Raw genomic sequence first — 18,344 nt, forward strand, 5'->3', positions numbered from 1 at the left:
GTCGCGCAGACACGACCACGGAGCGTGCACGGCGACGTGTTCTACGCTGCCGGCATGGTCCCCACGCTTCCGTTCGGCCGGACCGGTCACGCGTCGACGCGCGTCATCTTCGGCGCCGCTGCGCTCGGCGGCATGCGCCAGGAGCGAGCCGACGCCACCCTCGCCCTGATCGATGCGGCCGGCATCAACCACATCGACACGGCCGCCTCGTACGGTGCCTCGGAGGACCGCCTGCAGCCGTTCCTCGCGCAGCACCGCGAGCGGTTCTTCCTCGCCACCAAGACCGGCGAACGGGAGGGCATCGCCGCACGCGCCGAGCTCGAACGCTCGCTCGCCCGGATGGGCGTGGACCACGTCGATCTGATCCAGCTCCACAACCTGGTCGAACCCGACGAGTGGGAGGCGGCGTTCGCGCCCGGCGGCGTCGTCGAGGCCATGGCCGCGGCCCGCGACGAGGGGCTGACGCGCTTCATCGGCGTCACCGGGCACGGGCTCCGCATTGCGTCGATGCTCGTTCGCAGCCTCGAACGCTTCGACTTCGACAGCGTGCTGTTCCCGTACAACCACGTGCTCCTGACCGACCCGGCGTACCGGTCCGACGTCGAGACCCTCCGGACGCTGTGCGCGCAACGCCGCGTCGCCGCGCAGACGATCAAGGCGCTGGCGCGAGGGCGGTGGCCCGACGGCGACATGCGCAAGTTCAGCTGGTACGAGCCGATCTCGGACCCGGAGGCGATCGGCCGCGCCGTGCGCCACGTGCTCGCCACCGACGATCTCTACCTCAACACGACGAGCGACGCCCGGCTGCTACCGGCGATCCTCGAGGCGGCCGCCGGTGAGCTCGACCCGCCGACCGAGGAGCAGATGGCGGCCGATGTCGAGGCGTTCGGCATCACACCCCTCTTCGACGGCGGAGCGCTCGAGCGGATCTAGGAGATTGCTCAGCAGTCTCCTAGCCGTCGAGCTGAGCGTCACCGGCCGGCTGGCCGGACTCGTCACCGGTCGTCGCCGCGACGATGGTGTCGGCCGGGTCGGCCGGTCGGAACGACTGATCGGTGTAGGTCAGCCGCTCCCACGCCCAGTTCGTGTCCTCGTCGAGCAGGCGGACGAGCACGTCCTCCTCGTTGAGCCAGATCGTCACCGAGATCGCCCGGCCCACGCCGATGCCCGGGATCGCGTCGCGCTGCAGCGCCTGCCACTGCAGCGGGAACCGTTCGCTGAACGCGAAGGTGTCGAACGTCATCTCGTAGCGCGTCCGCTGGCCGTCGTCGACGCCTTCGGTGGTGCGATCGATCAAGTCGATGTAGCCCTGTCGCAGTCGGTTGGTCAGCACGTCGTCGGCGTCCTCGACATCGGCGAGATACGGGATCGCGCGACCGAGGGCTCCGACGATCGAGTCGCCGGCCTCGGGCTGCCGCCATGTGCCACCGCCCACGCGGACGAACACGCGCCGCCCGTCGGGACTGACGACCTGCACGCCGGCCATGCTGCCTGCACCGACGAACTCGTACGCCCCGCTCGCGGCATCGAGCGTGATCGTGCCGTTGATCTCGGGGGCGGGTGCCGACGACGTGACGAGGAAGCTCGACGCCCGGATGACGGGCGTGTCGGCGCCTGCCGCCGGCAGCGTGTCGCGGTTGAGGTAGTCGCGGACCTCACGAGCGCCGAGGTAGATGCCGAAACCCGCCGCCCCGAGCAACGACAGCCCGATGACGCCGCGGGCGAGTCGCCGATGCAACGGGTTGGCGCGGCGACGGACGCTCTTGTAGCGGTCTTGATCGCTGCGGTACCACGTCGGTGCGCCGGGGGTCGGTCGGCTCGGCGCAGCCGACTCGACGATCGAGGGGCGGGCTGCGTCGGACCGCGGGAGCTGCGGTCTGGTCGCGACCTTCGCCGTCGGGCCGGCATCGGGGTCGGACCCGGCGGCTCGGGGCGGTGTCGTGGGAGCCGGTTCGTGGGCCTGCGACGGCTCGGGCGTCGCCGACGGCAGGTCGCCGTCGAGGCCCTCGCGATCGCCGCTCTGCATGGCCACCATCGTGGCAGAAGTCCCGGCCGGTTGACTGTCGTTTCGGTCACCGGCGAGTCACGAATTCGTCAAGGCGCGGACGTGGACCGTGGCGCCGCCCACCGGCCGTGGCAGTACGATCGCTGGCGATGTCGACGACAGATGCATCGAGCCCGGGCTTCGGCGCCAACTCCTGGCTGGTCGAAGAGATGTACGAGCAGTACCAGGCCGATCCCAGCTCGGTCGGGGAGTCGTGGCGCGAGTTCTTCGAGGACTACCGCTCGGCGTCCGCGGGGACGGTGACCGCTGCGGTCGCCGAAGCTCCGCCCGCCGAGGTCGCGCCGAGCGCGCCTGCAGCGCCCACCGTCGAAGCGGTCCCCGCCGAGCCTGCCGAAGCGGCGCCCACCGCAGCGCCGCCAGCGGCCGCAGCCCCCGCCGAGCCAGCCGACGCGGCGCCCACCGCAGCGCCGCCTGCGGGTGCGAAGCCGGCGGCCGTCGCCGACGAGCCGGGTGAGCCGATCAGGGGCGTCGGCGCCGCGATCGTCAAGAACATGGCCGCCAGCCTCGACGTGCCGACCGCGACGTCGTTCCGCAACGTGCCGGCGAAGTTGCTCGAGGTCAACCGCAAGGTCATCAACGGCTACCGCGCCCGTACGGGCATGGGCAAGGTGAGCTTCACCCACCTGATCGGCTACGCGGTCGTGAAGGCGATCGCCACGGAAGTGCCGAACATGAAGAACGGGTTCGCCGAGGGCGTCGACGGCAAGCCCCGCATCGTGCGTCACGACCACGTCAACATGGGCCTGGCCGTCGACGTCGACAAGGGCGACGGCACCCGCACGCTGATCGTGCCCGTGCTCAAGAACGCCGACACGCTCGACTTCGGGGGCTTCCTCGCCGCCTACGAGGAGATCATCCGCAAGGTCAAGAACAACAAGCTCACCCTCGACGACTACGCCGGGGCCAACATCACGCTCACCAACCCGGGCACGATCGGGACGGTCCAGTCGGTGCCCCGCCTGATGCCCGGCCAGGGTGTCATCGTCGGTGTCGGCAACATCGACTACCCGGCCGAGTTCGAGGGCGCCGACTTCCGCAACCTGTCGTCGCTCGGCGTGTCGAAGGTCGTCACCGTCACGAGCACCTACGACCACCGCATCATCCAGGGTGCCGAGTCCGGGCTGTTCCTCAAGCGGGTCCACGAGCTGCTGCTCGGCGAGCACGGGTTCTACGAGGACATCTTCCACGACCTCGACATGCCCTACGAGGCCGTCAAGTGGCGCCCCGACATCAACCCGATCGACCGCGAAGAGGCGATGCTCGCCAAGCAGATGGCGGTCGCCAAGCTGATCCGCGTCCACCGGGTGCGCGGGCACCTGATCGCCGACCTCGACCCGCTGCACTGGAAGGAGCCGCACACACCCCGCGAGCTCGACCCGGCCACCTACGGCCTCACGATCTGGGACCTCGACCGCGAGTTCCTCACCGACGGCGTCGGTGGCACCGACAAGCTGCGGCTCGGCGACCTCCTCGGTGTGTTGCGCGACGCCTACTGCCGCACGATCGGCGTCGAGTACATGCACATCCAGAACACCGACGAGCAGCGCTGGATCCAAGAGCACGTCGAGATCAAGCAACCACCGCTCACCAAGGACGAGAAGCACCGGGTGCTCGAGCGTGTCAACGCGGCCGAGGCGTTCGAGAAGTTCCTCGCGACCAAGTACGTGGGCACGAAGCGGTTCGGCATCGAGGGCGCCGAATCGGCGATCCCGATCCTCGACCAGGTGCTCTCCTGCGCGGCCGACGCCGATCTCGACGGCGCCGTCATCGGCATGGCCCACCGGGGCCGCCTGAACGTGCTGTCCAACATCATGGGCAAGAGCTACGAGGCGATCTTCTCCGAGTTCGAGGGCCACGTCGACCCGGACACCGTGCAGGGCTCGGGCGACGTCAAGTACCACCTCGGCGCGACGGGCAAGTACGAGAGCCCGTCCGGCAGGGACATCGCCGTCGAGCTCGCGGCCAACCCCAGTCACCTCGAGACGGTCGACCCGATCGTGCTCGGCATGGTGCGGGCGATGCAGGACCAGATCGAGCCACGTGGCGCCCACTCGGTGCTGCCGCTGCTCATCCACGGCGACGCCGCGTTCGCCGGGCAGGGCGTCGTCGCCGAGTGCCTGGCGATGAGCAACATCAGCGGCTTCCGCATCGGTGGCACGATCCACCTGATCATCAACAACCAGATCGGCTTCACGACCGCGCCCGAGTTCAGCCGCTCGTCGCTCTACTGCTCCGACGTGGCGAAGACGGTGCAGGCGCCGATCTTCCACGTCAACGGCGACGATCCCGAGGCCTGCGTCCGGGTCGCCAAGCTCGCGTGGGAGTACCGCCAGACGTTCGGCAAGGACGTCGTCATCGACATGGTGTGCTACCGCCGGCACGGCCACAACGAAGGCGACGACCCGAGCTACACCCAGCCGCTGATGTACAAGGCCATCGCCGAGCGGCGCAGCGTCCGCAAGCTCTACGTCGAGTCCCTCGTCAAGCGGGGCGACATCACGGTCGACGAGGCCGAGCAGGCGCTCGCCGACTTCCAGGGCAAGCTCCAGATCGCGCTCGACGAGACCCGCTCGCGTTCCGGCGACGTGCCCGAGGTGCCGCCGCCACCGAAGCCGCTGGGCGTGCTGCCGCACATCCCGACCGGCGTCGAGCGAGCCACGCTCGAGCGGATCTTCGAGCAGCTCACCGCTTTCCCCGAGGGCTTCACGCCGCACCCGAAGCTGCTCCGCCAGTTCGAGGCCCGCAACAAGCAGTTCGCCAGCGAGCACGACGTCGACTGGGCAACGGCCGAGGCGCTGGCGATCGGCTCGCTGGTCCTCGAAGGCCACCCGGTGCGGCTCGCGGGCGAGGATTCGCGGCGCGGCACCTTCAGCCAGCGGCACGCCGCCGTGGTCGACTTCGACACCGGCGATCCCTGGGTGCCGATCAACGAGCTGCCCGACGCACAGGCCCGATTCTGGGTGTACGACACCCTGCTCAGCGAGTACGCCGCGCTCGGCTACGAGTACGGCTACTCGCACGCCAACCCCGGCGCACTCGTCATGTGGGAGGCGCAGTTCGGCGACTTCGTCAACGGCGCCCAGGTCATCATCGACCAGTACATCGTCGCCGCCGAGGACAAGTGGGGTCAGCGCAACGGCGTGGTCCTCCTGTTGCCGCACGGGTACGAGGGCCAGGGGCCCGAGCACTCCTCGGCCCGCATCGAACGCTTCCTCACCCTGGCCGCCGAGGACAACATGCAGGTCTGCAACGCCACGACGGCGGCGCAGTACTTCCACCTGTTGCGGCGGCAGGTCCACCAAGAGCGTCAGACGCCGCTCGTGATCTTCACGCCCAAGCAGGGCCTGCGCATGAAGCAGACCCGTTCGCACATCGACGAGCTCACGATGGGGTCGTTCGAGGAGGTCATCGACGATCCCGGCGTCACCGATCCGGCGTCGGTCAAGCGGGTGATCTTCTGTTCGGGCAAGGTGGCGTGGGACGCCATCGCCGAGCGCGACGCACGTGGCGCGCCGGCGGCGATCGTCCGCGTCGAGCAGCTGTATCCGCTGCCGAGCGACCAGATGCTCGAGATCGTGCGGGATCGCTACGTCAACGCGAAGGAGCTGCGGTGGTTGCAGGAGGAGCCCGAGAACATGGGCGCCTGGAACTTCATCGAGCACCACACCTGGCGGGTCAAGGACCTGGGCTACGACCTGCGCCACATCGCACGGGTCGAGTCGGGGAGCCCGGCCACGGGTTCCAAGACGGTGCACGACCAAGAGCTCGTCCACCTGATGGAGCGTGCCTTCACGGGCCTCTGAACCCGTCCTTGACTTCAACGAAGCTTGAAGTCGTACGGTTCCGGCATGGAGTCGAGTGGGGCCCTGTCGGACATCGAGCTGCTCGACGACGTAGCGCGTCGCGTCGCGGTGCCGAGGGAGGAGCCGGGCGATTCGTTCGTGCTCCACGCGCCGCTCGAAGCGCTGGCGCGGGTCGGGCTTCTCGGCCACGTCGCATCGATCCATCGCGATCCGATCGTCGACCGGCTCCGCGAGGTCGGCTCGGCCTACGAGGCGTGGGGCGAACCCTTCGACCACCGGCCGACGCACGGCCGTGCGATCGAGCAGGACGCGGCCGGCGTGCTCGTGGCCGCGGTGGCCTCCGGCGATCTCGAGGCGGCCGACGACGCGATCACCTGGCTGGTCGATCGCCTCGACGCCGACGAGCTCGTGCACACCCTCGCCGGCCCGGTCCTGCCGTCGCTGGCAGCGGCGGCGCACGGGTCGATCCTGCTGTTCCTGCTCCCGCGCATCGCGGCCCGCAGCATGGACGCCGCGTCGATGGCGCGGACGACGGTGCACGAGCTGGTGCGCCGACCCGACTGGCAGTTGCGCTGGTTCGCGTCGCCGCGGGCCGATCAGGCCCCCGATCCCGCGTCCGAGCTCGAACGTCGTCTGACTGCGCCGCGCCTGCCCGAGCAGCCGGAGAACACGTTCATCCATCCGACGATGTCCACGACCGAGCGGACCGGCCTGGCCGCCGACACGTTGGGCGACCTCGTCGACGAGCTCACCGTCGCCGATGCCCGCCGGGTGCTGCTCCGCACGGCGGCCCGATCGATGCTCCAGGACGATCCGGACCACGCCCCCTACGGGTGGTCGCACTGCCTCACGATGCCGCAGGCGGCGCTCGGCGTCGCGCCTGCTGCGCCGACGGTGCGGACGGCGATCGCGGTCGCGGCCACCTACGTGCTCGGGTTCCGCGCCTCGCTCGGCTCGGTGGCGCTCGACCACGAGTGGGCGCCGGATCCGTTGGTCGTGCCGGTTCGCGAGCTCGTCGAGGCCGGCCGCACGGCCGCGGCGGCGTCAGCGTGGCACGCGTCGCCCGCCGAGCGACCGGAGATCTGGCGGCGCCTCGCCGCCAACGCGGGCGCCCATCGCGACGCGCACCTCGCCAAGTACACGCTCGCGTGCATGGACGCTGCTCGCGCCGACCGTGCGGCCGAGCACCTGTTCATCGCCGCAGCCGCATCGCTGAACGGCTGGTGGCACGACGCCGATCGGCCCGACGCGGCCTGAGCTCGTGCGTGGCCCGCAAACGTCGGTGGACGCGGCCCTATGTGCGATCTTCCCGCTCCTGATCGGAGGCGGCGTCGAGCAGCGAGAGGGCGAGCAGGCGCTGGCTCCGCGCCTCGGCGCGGAAGCGGTCGGCACCGCGTTCGTCGCCCATCAGCTCGGCGGTGTCGGCGAGCGAGTCGAGGCGTTCCGCTGCGCGCGTCAGCACCGCAACATCGGGTCGGTGCGCGCCGGGGTCCACGACGACTTCCTAGCTCATCGACCCCGATCGATGTCGGCAGGTCCCGACAGTCGGCGAGTGTGATCGTCACACGGGGATCGGGTCGATGCGCCACTCGCGGTCGTCGCACGCGACGCGGTCGAGCTCGTCCTGGGCGTCGTGCTTGCCGAGGTCGGCGGCTTCCTCGAAGAACTCGGGGTCGAACAGCAGGTAGCTGAGCAGCTCCTCGCTCTGGCCACCTTGGTGGCCCAGCAGGCGGCTGAGCAGCCAGAACTCGCTCAGACCGAGACCGTTGACCACCTGGGCGGCGCGATGGCCCAACTCGCCGCGGGCGCTCGGGCCGACGAAGAGGTACTCGATCGGCCGCTTGCCGTCGGGCTGCGCCTGGCCGCCCAGCAGGGTGTTGACGCCGGCGAGCGTCCACATGTCCTCGATCAGCGGGTCGGCCAGCGCGGCCTGGAGGAAGTGCAGCAGCAGGTCGTCGGTATCGGGCCGTCGGTCGGGTCGCTCGTGCGCCGGCGGCGCGTGTGTCGCCGGGTCGGCCGCCACGATCGCGACGCGATGGACGCCGAGCTCGATCGCCGGCTTGATGGGCGTGTTGAGACGGAGGCCGCCGTCGACGAACCAGTCCGTCGTGTCGGCGCCGGTCTCGATCTCGATCGGTGGGAACAGGATCGGGATCGCCGCCGAGGCGAGCACGTGGTCGACGTCCATCCCGCCGATCGGCGCTGCGTACTCGATGCCCTTCTTCAGGTCGAACTCGGGAAGTGGGTGGCCCCTGCTCGGCGTGCCGCCCTCGACGAACACGACCGTGCGGCCGGTCGCGGCAGAGGTGGTCACCACGGCGAGCGCATCGAGGTGGCCGTTGTCGATGTTGGTGCGGATCTGGCTCCAGTCGCCGATGGCGGCGTCCACGGTCTCGCGGAGCGGACTCGTGTCGACGATGCCCTGCGGCCGCCCGCCGAGACCCAGCTCGTTGAGCACGCCGTCCAGCGCGCTCCACAACGACAGCCCGAAGACCTCCTTGCGGCCGATCGAGAGCCAGAGATCCAGCAGCTCCTTCGTCGCCGCATCGGCAGCACGATCGGCCCGGCTGGCCAGGAAGGCGGCGTTGAGCGCACCGGCGCTCGTGCCGACGAGGACCGTCGGTCGTTGCCGCCTCGATTCGAGAACGGGGAGCAGCACCGACAGCGCACCGGCTTCGTAGGCGCCTCGTGCGGCTGCTCCGGCCAGTACCAGACCCGTACGGTCCTGCATGGCGAACCTCCCGATGCCTCACCTCGATCGTACGACTCGCGGGCCGTTTCGAACAGTCCCCGCCCGAGGGTTCAACGGAGGTCGATGCCGAGGACCGTCTCGAGGTCACCGATCGCCTGGTCGGGGTCGAGCACCTTGATCGTCCGCATCCCCATCTCGCGGGCGGGCTTCAGGTTGACCCCGAGGTCGTCGAGGAAGACGCACTCGACGGGCGACACGCCGGCCGTCGAGCAGGCGAGCTCGTAGAACGCGATCTCGGGCTTGCGGCAGCCCACCTTGCTCGACTCGATCACGTGGTCGAACCGGGCCATGACCGCATCGACGTCGGGGCGGCTGTCACCGCTCACGACGTTGTTGGTGAGACAGGCGGTGACGAAGCCGGCCTCGATCACGCGGTCGAGCGCAGTCACCATGGCGGGGCGCACCGAACCGCTCAGCATCGACAGGACGTCAGCCCCGGGAACCCGGTGCCCGAGTGCTTCCGATTCGGCGGCGAAGAGCCCGTCGAACTCGGCGGCGTCGACCTCGCGGCGCTCGATGCGAGCCCAGGCGTTGGTGTCGGGATGACGGGCGTTCACCGACCGGATGAAGTCGACCGGCAGCCCGTTCGCCCGCTCGTACTCGTTGAACGCGTCGAACGGGCTCGACAGGATCACGCCGCCGAAGTCCCAGAACACCGCCCGAATCGTGGTGGTCCGCATCGGGTCGCACCCTACGATGTCGGCCAGCGCCGGACGGCGCACAGAACGAGAGAACAGATCCGTGGCCAAGCAACGACGTCCCGAGCACTTCGTGGTGGACGGCTCCAACATCGCAACCGAGGGGCGCAGCGCTCCCAGCCTCGCCCAACTCAACGAGGCCGTTCTGGCCTTCATCGACGAGCACTCGGGCGCGATCGTCACCGTCGTCGTCGATGCGACCTTCGGGCACCGCATCGACAAGAAGGAGACCAAGGCGTTCGACGAGGCGGTCGCCAACAACGAGCTCGTCGCTCCGCCGGCCGGTGCGATCGGCCGCGGCGACGCCTTCGTGCTGTCGATCGCCGACAAGGCGGGTGCCGGGGTGCTGTCGAACGACTCCTTCCAGGAGTTCCACGGCGAGTACGACTGGCTCTTCGACGAGGGCCGGTTGATCGGCGGCAAGCCGGTGCCGCACGTCGGCTGGGTGTTCGTCGCCCGCAACCCGGTGCGCGGGCCGAAGAGCCGCCGCGCGGTCCGCGACGCCCGCGACGGCAACTCGGCGTCGAAACGCGGGGGCGCGAAGACGGCCGAGGCGAAGCGGACCGAGACCAAGGAACGCGCGAACCGGCGCGTCAAGCCCAAGGCTGCGACCACCGACGAGGCGGCTCGCTCGGCCCGCCGCGGTTCGAAGGGCGCCGAGGCGGTCGAGCGTCCGGCGCCGACCGGCGGTCACGTCAACGAGCTGATGCCGTTCCTCGAGTTCGCCGAGCGCCATCCGGTGGGTACGAGCTGCACCGGGGAGGTCGAGCGCTACTCGTCCCACGGGGCCTACGTCCGGGTCGAGGACGTGCTCGTGTACGTGCCGCTCCGGCTCATGGACGACCCTGCGCCGCGCAGCGCCCGATCGGCGCTCGACCTCGGCGAGGCGGTGACCGTCGTCATCGTCGGCTACACCCCGGACCGGCGGAGCATCGACGCCGGGTTGCCGCACATGGCCCCCGACGCCGCAGCTGCGCTGGAATCCTCCGTAGCCGCCCGCGGAGCCGATACGGGCGCCGGTCCCCGTGCGGCCACGAAGAAGACGCCTGTGAAGAAGGCGGCCGCCACGAAGACGACCACGGCGAAGAAGGCGGCCGCGGCGAAGAAGACCGCCCCCGTCAAGAAGGCCACGGCGAAGAAGGCGGCCGCCAAGAAGACCACCGCGGCGAAGAAGGCGCCCGCCAAGAAGACGGCCGCCAAGAAGCCCACCGCGGCGAAGAAGGCGCCCGCCAAGAAGACCACTGCAGCGAAGAAGACCACCGCACCGAAGAAGGCGGCCGCCACGAAGACGACTGCGGCAAAAAGGACGGCGGCCACGAAGACGCCTGCCAAGAAGCCTCCGGCCACGAAGACGACCCGAGCGAAGAAGGCGGGGGCGAGGAAGACGGCGGCCAAGGGATCGAGCAGCTGATGCGAATCGTCACGTGGAACGTCAATTCGCTCCGAGCACGACTCGAGCGTGTGGAGGACTGGCTGACCGACGTCCAACCGGACGTCGTGTGCCTGCAAGAGACCAAGCTCGCCGACGATGCGTTCCCGGCGCTCACATTCGAGGCGCACGGCTACGAGACCGTCCACTACGGCCAGGGGCAGTGGAACGGCGTCGCGATCCTGTCGAAGGTGGGCATCGCCGACGTGGTGGCCAACTTCGCCGATGGGATCGAGCCCGATCCCGACGCGCGCATCATCACGGCGACGTGCGGCGGGGTCAGGGTCTCGTGCTGCTACGTGCCGAACGGGCGCTCGCTCGACGACGATCACTACACGTACAAGCTGAGCTGGCTCGACCGGCTGCTCGAACACGTCGGGCGCGACACGTCGCCCGACCATGACGTGATCGTCACCGGCGACTTCAACATCGCGCCCGAGGACCGCGACGTGTACGACATCGCCAAGTTCGAGAACGCCACCCACGTCAGCGTCCCCGAGCGCGAGCGCCTCGCTGCGCTGTGCGACTGGGGGTTGACCGACCTCTTCCGGCGGCAGCATGCCGACGCCGAACGGGTCTTCTCGTGGTGGGACTACCGCAACGGCGACTTCCACAAGGGCAACGGGCTGCGGATCGATCTCGTCCTTGGCTCGGCGAGCGTCGCCGAGCGGTGCGAGTGGAGCGTCGTCGACCGCAACGCCCGCAAGGGCAAGCAGCCGAGCGACCACGCGCCGGTCATCGTCGATCTGCGCGACTGACCGTGCGGCGGCGCGCCGGCCGCCGCCTGCGTCAGCCCGTCAGCGACTCGTCGGCGAGCGCGGCGGCGATGCCGTCGAAGAGGCGTCGCGCGGTGATCGGACCGAGACCCGTGACGCGATCCAGCTCGTCGGGCGAGGTGGGGTGAGCGTCGGCGATCGCGGACAGCGCCCGGTCGGTGCAGATGTGCTCGGGCAGCGTGCCACCGGACCGGGCAGCCGTCGCACGCCACGCGCGCAGCCGTTCGAGGGTGCGCGAGCGGCTGTCGCGCGTACGGCCGAGCAACTCGGCAGGCGGGGGAGCGAGGTCGGGTTCGGAGCTCTCGAACCCGTCGAGGAGCGGCGTGAGCTTCCGTGCGTAACCGGACCGTCGCTGCGCCCAGTTGACCGTGAGCACGTCGGTGGCTCGCGTGATCGCGACGTAGAGCAAGCGGGTCTCTTCCGCCTTGGCGGCGACGGTGGTCGCCGAGCGGTGTGGCACCAGGCTCGTCTCGCAGCCGATCAGGTGGACGTGTCGCCACTCACGTCCCTTCGAGCCGTGGAACGTCAACACGTCGACGCCCGGCAGCCTGCCGCCGAACGGGTCGGTGGTCGCGACCCAGTGGCGGAAGGCGCTCCCGTCCCCGGTCGGTTGCTCGCGCAGGAAGTCGGTCGCGACCTCGGCCACCTCGCGCCGAGGGTCGTCGGAGTCCGCCGGCATCTCGTCGACGTCGAACAGGTCACGGGCCCATCGGCGAAGATCGCCGGCGGACCTGAGGCGATAGGCGTCGGCGAGGAACGGTGCAAGCGGTGATCCGGCGCCGTCGACGGCACGACGCACCGCCACACCGGCGGCCTCGAGCGCCGCACGAACCGGCTGGAGGCTGGCATGTGTCCTGCCCAACACGGCGACCCGCCCGGCGCGCGCGAGGTCGGGGTCGAGGCGTGCGACGGCCGACGCGACGTCGCGGGCTTCGACGTGCTCGTCGGCGTGTTCTCGTGTGGTGACGATCGGGCCGTCGGGGCGCGCCGATCTGACGTCGCTGCGTTGCCCGCCGGTCCGTAGCGCGTGGTCCCCGGCCTCGACGATCTGTGGCGTCGACCGGTGGTTGACGGGCAGGCGGACGACCTCGATGCCGGGGAAGCGCTCGGACACGTCGAGCAGCAACGTCGGGTCCGAGCCGTTGAAGCCGTAGATCGCCTGCGCCGGGTCGCCGACGAGGAACAGGTCGTCGGCGCCCTGTCGCAGCAGGTCGACGATGCGGTGCTGGAGCGGGTTGAGGTCCTGTGCCTCGTCGACCAGCACGTGGCGGTACCGCCACCGCACGCCCTCTGCGAACTCGGCGTCGCGTTCGAGCGCCTCGATGGTCAGCGACAGGAGGTCGTCGAGATCGATGACGCCGCGGCGTCGCTTCTCCCTGCGATACCGATCGAGCCCCTCGGCGACACGCTCGGCTGCGACTCCCGGGCGGTGCTCGCCCCGCCGGACGGCCGCCTCGTACGTGTCGGCGGCGACACCGCGCGCCGTCGCCCAGTTCATCGCTTCGACGAGCAGATCGAGCTGCTCGGGACCCATGACGTCGCGGACGATCCGGCTGCGGTCGGTGACGATCGAGCGAGGCGCCTGGTCGGTGTCCGCCCATCTCTGTCGGAGGAGCCCCTGCGCGATCGAGTGGAACGTGCCCGCCGTGATCCGCTCCTCGAGACCGAGCCGGGGCAGCCGCCTCCTGAGCTCGCCGGCCGCCTCGCGGGTGAACGTGAGGACGACGGTGTGTGCGCCCTCGGCGGTGCCGGCGCCGATGCGGTGGGCGACGCGGCGCGTGAGCACCCTGGTCTTGCCCGAGCCGGCGCCGGCGATGACCGCGACGAGGCGCGAGTCCGTGGTGACCGCGCGCCGCTGATCGGCGTCGAGGTCCGCCAGCAGAGCGTCCTGATCCACCCCGCAACGGTACTGTTCGGATCATGCCCTATCCGAAGAAGCTGCTGAACGACTACGAGACCGTGGCGCTCGATCTGCACCCGCACTGGTGGTACTTCGCCCGGCCCGCGTTCGCACTGCTCGCGTCGATCGTGCTCGGCATCGTGTCGCTGGCCATGCTCGACGGTGACCTGGCGGACGTCGTGCGCTGGATCGCGCTCATCGCCATCGTGCTCAGCGCGATCTGGCTCGTCATCAGGTACCTCAAGTGGGCGACCACCAACTTCGTCGTCACCAACGACCGTGTCATCTTCCGCAACGGCGTCGTCGCCAAGAGCGGCATCGAGATCCCGCTCGACCGCGTCAACAACGTGATCTTCAACCAGTCGTTCTTCGAACGCATCATCGGGGCCGGCGACCTGGTCATCGAGTCCGGCGGGGAGACCGGCCAGCAGCAATTCACCGACGTCCGCAGTCCCGATCGCGTGCAGAAGCTCATCCACGCCCAGAAGAGTGAGAAGGACCGTCGCCGTCACAGCGGCGACGGGGGCAGCGACGTCGCGACGCAGCTCGAGAAGCTGGAGGGGTTGCTCGAGCGCGGGACGATCACCCGCGACGAGTTCGAGGACGAGAAGCGACGATTGCTCGACGGCTGACGTCGGGGCCGCCGCTGCCCGCGGACGACGGGAGGCGAAGATGAACGACGAGCTCGACGATCGAGCCGACGACCGGACGTACCCCGGCTGGCTCGCGGACTACCGGCTCCGCCGGCAGGGGCTGCACCTGGAGATCAACGCCATCGGTCAGGAGATGCTCGAGATCGACCGGCACGCGGGCATGCAGGGCAACTGGTGCACGGACGCGGCCCGGCGATTCGCCGCCGAGCGACGCGACCGGCTGCAGCACCCCTTCTGCCTCTTGCTCTGGTCACAGCGCTTCGACGAGGACTTCTTCCTCGAGGTCACCCACGACCTCGACGTCGATCTCGAGCACGCCCGGGGGCTGCTGACCCACAAGGCCGGCAACTTCCTCCCGAGAGTCGGCAGGCTCACCTGCTCGCTGGACGTGGACGGCTTCTACCTGCTGATGTTGTGGCCCGAAGGGCGCAGCGATCCACCCGAGCAACCCCTCGTCTGGGAGGTGCCGGAGGAGGACATGCCGGCCGATGGCGTGAGTCCCGCTCGGAAGATGAACATGTGGTTCTACGTGTTCAGCGCCGCAGTCGAGCTGGCGCAGGCGATCATCGTCGAGGGCAACTACAGCCGGGTGCTCTACCAGGAGCTGGCTGGCATCGAGCAGCGCGGGCTGGGGCAGCGCATCCTCGCCTTCGACAACAACGACGACCTGTATCGCCACGACGACGATCGCCGCTGGTCCCTGGCGTCCGCCGGCGACGCTGTGCGATTCGCCGCGGCGCAGCCGGTTCGGTCGCCGGGCTGAGCGTCCGCAGCCGGAGCCCCGTGTGAGCTGATCGCACGGCGTCTGCCACACTCGTGCGGATGAAGGCGACGCTGCAGTCCGGGATCGAGCTCGAGTACGACACCTTCGGTTCGGCCGAGGACCCGGCGGTGCTGCTCGTGATGGGCTTCACGGCGCAGATGATCGCCTGGGACGAGCGGTTCTGCGGCCTCCTCGCCGACCAGGGCCGGTACGTCATCCGGTTCGACAACCGGGATTGTGGGCTCTCGACCAAGCTCGACGGCCACGATGTCGATGCAGCCGCCGTGATGGCCGCGGTGCTCTCCGAGGCGGTGCTGCCGGAGGTCCCCTACACGCTCTCCGACATGGCCGACGACGCCGTCGGTCTGCTCGACCACCTGGGCATCGAGCGTGCGCACGTCGCCGGCGCGTCGATGGGCGGCATGATCGTCCAGACGCTGGCGATCGAGCACCCCGATCGTCTGCTCAGCGCGACGTCGATCATGTCGACGCCCGGCGACCCTGCGTACGGCCAGGCGACACCCGAGGCCATGCAGGTCCTGCTCGCGCCGCCGCCGCCGGAACGCGCCGACGTCGTTGCCCGGTCGGCGCAGTTCGCGGTCTGGTCCTCGAAGCGCTACTTCGACGCCGATCGCGTCGCCGAGTACGCCGGCATGGCCTTCGACCGGTCGTTCTACCCCGAGGGCGGCGTCCGGCAGCTCGCGGCGATCTTCGCCAGCGGTGACCGATCAGAGGCACTGCGGGGGGTCACCGTGCCGACGCTCGTCATCCACGGTCTCGACGATGCGCTGATCGCGCCGTCGGGGGGCCGCCGCACCGCCGAGCTCGTCCCGGGCGCACACCTGCTCGAGCTCGCCGACATGGGACACGATCTCCCCGAACCGCTGTGGCCGATGATCGTCGGTGCGATCGTCGATCACGGCAGCGTGGCGGCCGGTCAGGCGGTGGCAGAGGTCGCCGGATGAGCGGCCCGCTCGCCGGCTACCGCATCGTCGAGATCGCCGGCATCGGCCCGGGCCCGTTCGCGGCGATGATGCTGGCCGACATGGGCGCCGAGGTCATCCGCGTCGAGCGCGCCGGATCGGTTCGGGGCCCTGCGCCCGAGGGTTCGCATCCCGACCTGCTGCGTCGCGGCAGGCGCAACATCGCGATCGATCTCAAGCACCCCGATGGGGTTGCGACGTTGCTCGACCTGGTCGAGCACGCCGATGCGCTCATCGAGGGGTTCCGGCCCGGCGTCATGGAACGCCTCGGTGTCGGGCCCGACGAGTGCCTGGACCGCAACCCGCGGCTCGTCTTCGGCCGGATGACCGGCTGGGGCCAGGACGGCCCCTACGCCAGCGCAGCGGGCCACGACATCAACTACATCGCGCTGGCCGGTGCGCTGGCGCACTTCGGTCGCGCCGGTCAACCGCCGACGCCGCCGATGAACATGGTCGGCGACTTCGGCGGCGGCGGCATGCTGCTGGCGTTCGGCGTCGTGTGTGCGCTGCTCGAGGCGCAGCGCAGCGGTCGGGGGCAGGTCGTCGACACGGCGATGGTCGACGGGTCGGCGGTGCTGATGACCATGTTCTGGACGTTCCACCACACCGGCATGCACGACATCTCGCAGCGTGGCGTCAACACGCTCGACACCGGCGCCCACTTCTACGACGTCTACGAGTGCGCCGACGGCGAGTACGTCTCGATCGGATCGATCGAACCGCAGTTCTACGCCGAGCTCTTGCGGCTGACCGGCCTCGAGGGGGACGAGGAGTTCGCGAAGCAGCACGACCGCTCGCACTGGCAGCACCTCAAGGAGCGCCTCGCCGAGGTCTTCAAGGCGAAGACGCGGGACGAGTGGTGCGCGGTCATGGAGCACACCGACGTCTGCTTCGCGCCGGTGCTGCGCATGGACGAGGCGGTCGCCCACCCGCACAACGCCGAGCGCCAGACGTTCGTCGACGCGTTCGGGGCCACGCAACCGGCACCCGCACCACGGTTCTCGCGCACCGAGCCCGCCATCGAACGGCCGCCGGCCTTCGACGGGCAGCACACGGTCGAGGTGCTGGCCGACTGGGGCGTCGCCTCGGACCGCATCGAGGCGCTCGTCGAGTCGGGCGCCGTCAGGCAGGCGTGATGGGCACGCTCGTCTGCTTCCACGCTCATCCCGACGACGAGGCGATCGCCACCGGCGGCTCGATGGCGCTCGCCAACCAGCAAGGCCATCGCGTCGTGCTGGTCGTCGCCACCGACGGCGCCCACGGCGAGGTGCCCGACGACCTCGGCGACGGCGAGTCGCTGGTCGACCGGCGCCGCGACGAGACCGCCGAGTCGGCCGCTGCCCTCGGCATCGATCGGGTCGTGTTCCTCGACTACACCGACTCCGGGATGAACGGCTGGGAGCAGAACGGCCACCCCGAGGCGTTCTGCCGGGCCGACGTCGACGAGGCGGCGACGCGCCTGGTCGACGTGCTGCGCGAGGAGTCCGCCGACGTCCTCACGATCTACGACTGGCACGGCGGGTACGGCCACCCCGACCACATCCAGGTGCACCGGGTCGGTTGTCGGGCCGAGGAACTGGCGCATGACCACCTGCCCGGGCTCCGGGTCGCCGAGGCGACGATGAACCGTGACGAGATGCGCCGTTTCGTGGCGATGGCGAAGGAGCAGGGCCTCGACGACTTCGGCCCCGATGCCGACGACGAGGGCGAGTTCGATCCCGACGGACCGATGGATGACGGCAACCCGATGGGCACCCCCGAGGCCGAGCTGACCCTCCGGGTCGACGTGTCGGCCTTCATCGATCGGAAGCGGGCGGCGATCGCCGCCCACCGCAGCCAGGTCTCGGACTCGAGCTTCTTCCTCCAGATGCCCGAAGAGGCGTTCGCGCTCGCGTTCGGGAGCGAGTGGTACCTCGAGCACGACCGCGATCCCGGTCCGCGAACCGGCTGGTTCTTCGAGTGACGCCACGCACCGTCCGGCTCGTCCGCCACGGTCGGGCCGAGGCCGGATGGGGTGCCGCGGTCGATCCCGACCTCGACGACGTCGGTGCCGAGCAGGCCGTCGCCGTCGCGCGGCATCTGGCGGGTCTCGGGGTCGCGCGCGTGGTGAGCAGCCCGCTCCTCAGGTGCCGGTCGACGGCCCGGCCATTCGCTGATCTCGCGGGCATGTCGGTGGCGATCGCCGACGAGGTGGCCGAGATCCCGTCGCCCGAGGGCGTCGGCATGGCCGACCGTGTCGCTTGGTTGCGCGGCGCGATGAACGGGTCGTGGACCGATCTCGGGCCCCGCTACACCACGTACCGGGACCGCATCGTCGACTACGTCGCAACGCGCGAGGTCGACACCGTGATCTTCTCGCACTTCGTCGCTATCAACGCGGTGATCGGTGCATGTCTCGGCGACGATCGGCTGGTCATCCACCGGCTCGACAACTGCTCGATCACGACCGTCAGGGTCGACGGCGACGGGTTGGCGCTGCTCGAGGGCGGTCGGGAGGCCGATACGCTGATCCGGTGAAGGGG

General features: G+C 70.0%; 16 protein-coding genes. 11 read left to right on the top strand and 5 right to left on the bottom strand.

What is annotated here, in order from left to right; genetic code table 11:
• Nucleotides 1-54: 54 nt before the first annotated feature.
• Entirely contained in the window at nt 55-933 is an 879-nt protein-coding gene (locus QNJ12_RS08830; protein ID WP_300621763.1) for an aldo/keto reductase, read from the top strand.
• A 19-nt stretch (nt 934-952) separates the two neighbouring features.
• On the opposite strand, the gene QNJ12_RS08835 is transcribed toward QNJ12_RS08830, so the two are convergent.
• Nucleotides 953-2,026 carry a hypothetical protein gene (locus QNJ12_RS08835; RefSeq protein ID WP_300621765.1) on the bottom strand — a complete coding sequence of 358 codons (1,074 nt, stop codon included), beginning with the start codon at nt 2,024-2,026 and terminating at the stop codon, nt 953-955.
• Nucleotides 2,027-2,154: 128 nt separating this feature from the next.
• Between QNJ12_RS08835 and QNJ12_RS08840 the strand changes: the two genes are divergently transcribed.
• Nucleotides 2,155-5,868: a multifunctional oxoglutarate decarboxylase/oxoglutarate dehydrogenase thiamine pyrophosphate-binding subunit/dihydrolipoyllysine-residue succinyltransferase subunit gene (locus tag QNJ12_RS08840; protein ID WP_300621768.1), complete on the top strand. Its 3,714-nt coding sequence runs from the start codon at nt 2,155-2,157 to the stop codon at nt 5,866-5,868.
• A gap of 45 nt (nt 5,869-5,913) precedes the next feature.
• A complete protein-coding gene (locus QNJ12_RS08845; RefSeq protein ID WP_300621771.1) occupies nt 5,914-7,125 on the top strand; it encodes a hypothetical protein in 1,212 nt (403 codons plus the stop codon).
• Nucleotides 7,126-7,162: 37 nt separating this feature from the next.
• On the opposite strand, the gene QNJ12_RS08850 is transcribed toward QNJ12_RS08845, so the two are convergent.
• From QNJ12_RS08850 to QNJ12_RS08860, 3 genes are all read right to left on the bottom strand, one after another.
• Nucleotides 7,163-7,363, bottom strand: a complete 201-nt coding sequence (locus QNJ12_RS08850) for a hypothetical protein (RefSeq protein ID WP_300621773.1) — start codon at nt 7,361-7,363, stop codon at nt 7,163-7,165.
• A gap of 66 nt (nt 7,364-7,429) precedes the next feature.
• Nucleotides 7,430-8,599 carry a patatin-like phospholipase family protein gene (locus tag QNJ12_RS08855; RefSeq protein WP_300621776.1) on the bottom strand — a complete coding sequence of 390 codons (1,170 nt, stop codon included), beginning with the start codon at nt 8,597-8,599 and terminating at the stop codon, nt 7,430-7,432.
• 71 nt (nt 8,600-8,670) lie between these two features.
• On the bottom strand, nt 8,671-9,300 hold the full coding sequence (locus QNJ12_RS08860) for an HAD-IA family hydrolase (RefSeq protein WP_300621779.1): 630 nt from the start codon (nt 9,298-9,300) through the stop codon (nt 8,671-8,673).
• A 61-nt stretch (nt 9,301-9,361) separates the two neighbouring features.
• On the opposite strand from QNJ12_RS08860, the gene QNJ12_RS08865 reads away from it, so the two are divergent.
• Both QNJ12_RS08865 and QNJ12_RS08870 read left to right on the top strand, forming a co-directional pair.
• The gene (locus QNJ12_RS08865; protein WP_300621782.1) at nt 9,362-10,729 is read left to right on the top strand and encodes a hypothetical protein; all 1,368 of its coding nucleotides are present in this window, start codon (nt 9,362-9,364) and stop codon (nt 10,727-10,729) included.
• Nucleotides 10,729-11,505, top strand: a complete 777-nt coding sequence (locus QNJ12_RS08870) for an exodeoxyribonuclease III (protein WP_300621785.1) — start codon at nt 10,729-10,731, stop codon at nt 11,503-11,505. Before QNJ12_RS08865 ends, QNJ12_RS08870 begins: the two co-directional genes overlap by 1 nt.
• A 31-nt stretch (nt 11,506-11,536) precedes the next feature.
• On the opposite strand, the gene QNJ12_RS08875 is transcribed toward QNJ12_RS08870, so the two are convergent.
• Nucleotides 11,537-13,420, bottom strand: coding sequence for a UvrD-helicase domain-containing protein (locus QNJ12_RS08875; protein ID WP_300621788.1), 1,884 nt, complete (start codon nt 13,418-13,420; stop codon nt 11,537-11,539).
• Nucleotides 13,421-13,443: 23 nt separating this feature from the next.
• Here QNJ12_RS08875 and QNJ12_RS08880 point away from each other — a divergent pair, with 23 nt between their 5' ends.
• The 6 genes from QNJ12_RS08880 to QNJ12_RS08905 are packed head-to-tail and all read left to right on the top strand — an operon-like array spanning nt 13,444 to nt 18,339.
• Nucleotides 13,444-14,055 carry a PH domain-containing protein gene (locus QNJ12_RS08880; protein ID WP_300621791.1) on the top strand — a complete coding sequence of 204 codons (612 nt, stop codon included), beginning with the start codon at nt 13,444-13,446 and terminating at the stop codon, nt 14,053-14,055.
• 40 nt (nt 14,056-14,095) lie between these two features.
• Nucleotides 14,096-14,839 carry a hypothetical protein gene (locus QNJ12_RS08885; protein WP_300621794.1) on the top strand — a complete coding sequence of 248 codons (744 nt, stop codon included), beginning with the start codon at nt 14,096-14,098 and terminating at the stop codon, nt 14,837-14,839.
• 59 nt (nt 14,840-14,898) lie between these two features.
• Nucleotides 14,899-15,804 (top strand): alpha/beta fold hydrolase, encoded by a 906-nt coding sequence (locus tag QNJ12_RS08890; protein WP_300621797.1) that lies wholly within the window; start codon nt 14,899-14,901, stop codon nt 15,802-15,804.
• Entirely contained in the window at nt 15,801-16,958 is a 1,158-nt protein-coding gene (locus tag QNJ12_RS08895; RefSeq protein WP_300621800.1) for a CaiB/BaiF CoA-transferase family protein, read from the top strand. Before QNJ12_RS08890 ends, QNJ12_RS08895 begins: the two co-directional genes overlap by 4 nt.
• Complete coding sequence (locus QNJ12_RS08900) at nt 16,958-17,785, top strand: PIG-L deacetylase family protein (protein ID WP_300621803.1); 828 nt, start codon at nt 16,958-16,960, stop codon at nt 17,783-17,785. The genes QNJ12_RS08895 and QNJ12_RS08900 overlap by 1 nt, the downstream gene beginning before the upstream one ends.
• Nucleotides 17,782-18,339: a histidine phosphatase family protein gene (locus QNJ12_RS08905; protein ID WP_300621806.1), complete on the top strand. Its 558-nt coding sequence runs from the start codon at nt 17,782-17,784 to the stop codon at nt 18,337-18,339. The genes QNJ12_RS08900 and QNJ12_RS08905 overlap by 4 nt, the downstream gene beginning before the upstream one ends.
• Nucleotides 18,340-18,344: the final 5 nt, after the last annotated feature.

Source organism: Ilumatobacter sp. (genome assembly GCF_030065885.1).
In the GTDB taxonomy this organism is placed as follows: Bacteria; Actinomycetota; Acidimicrobiia; order Acidimicrobiales; family Ilumatobacteraceae; genus Ilumatobacter.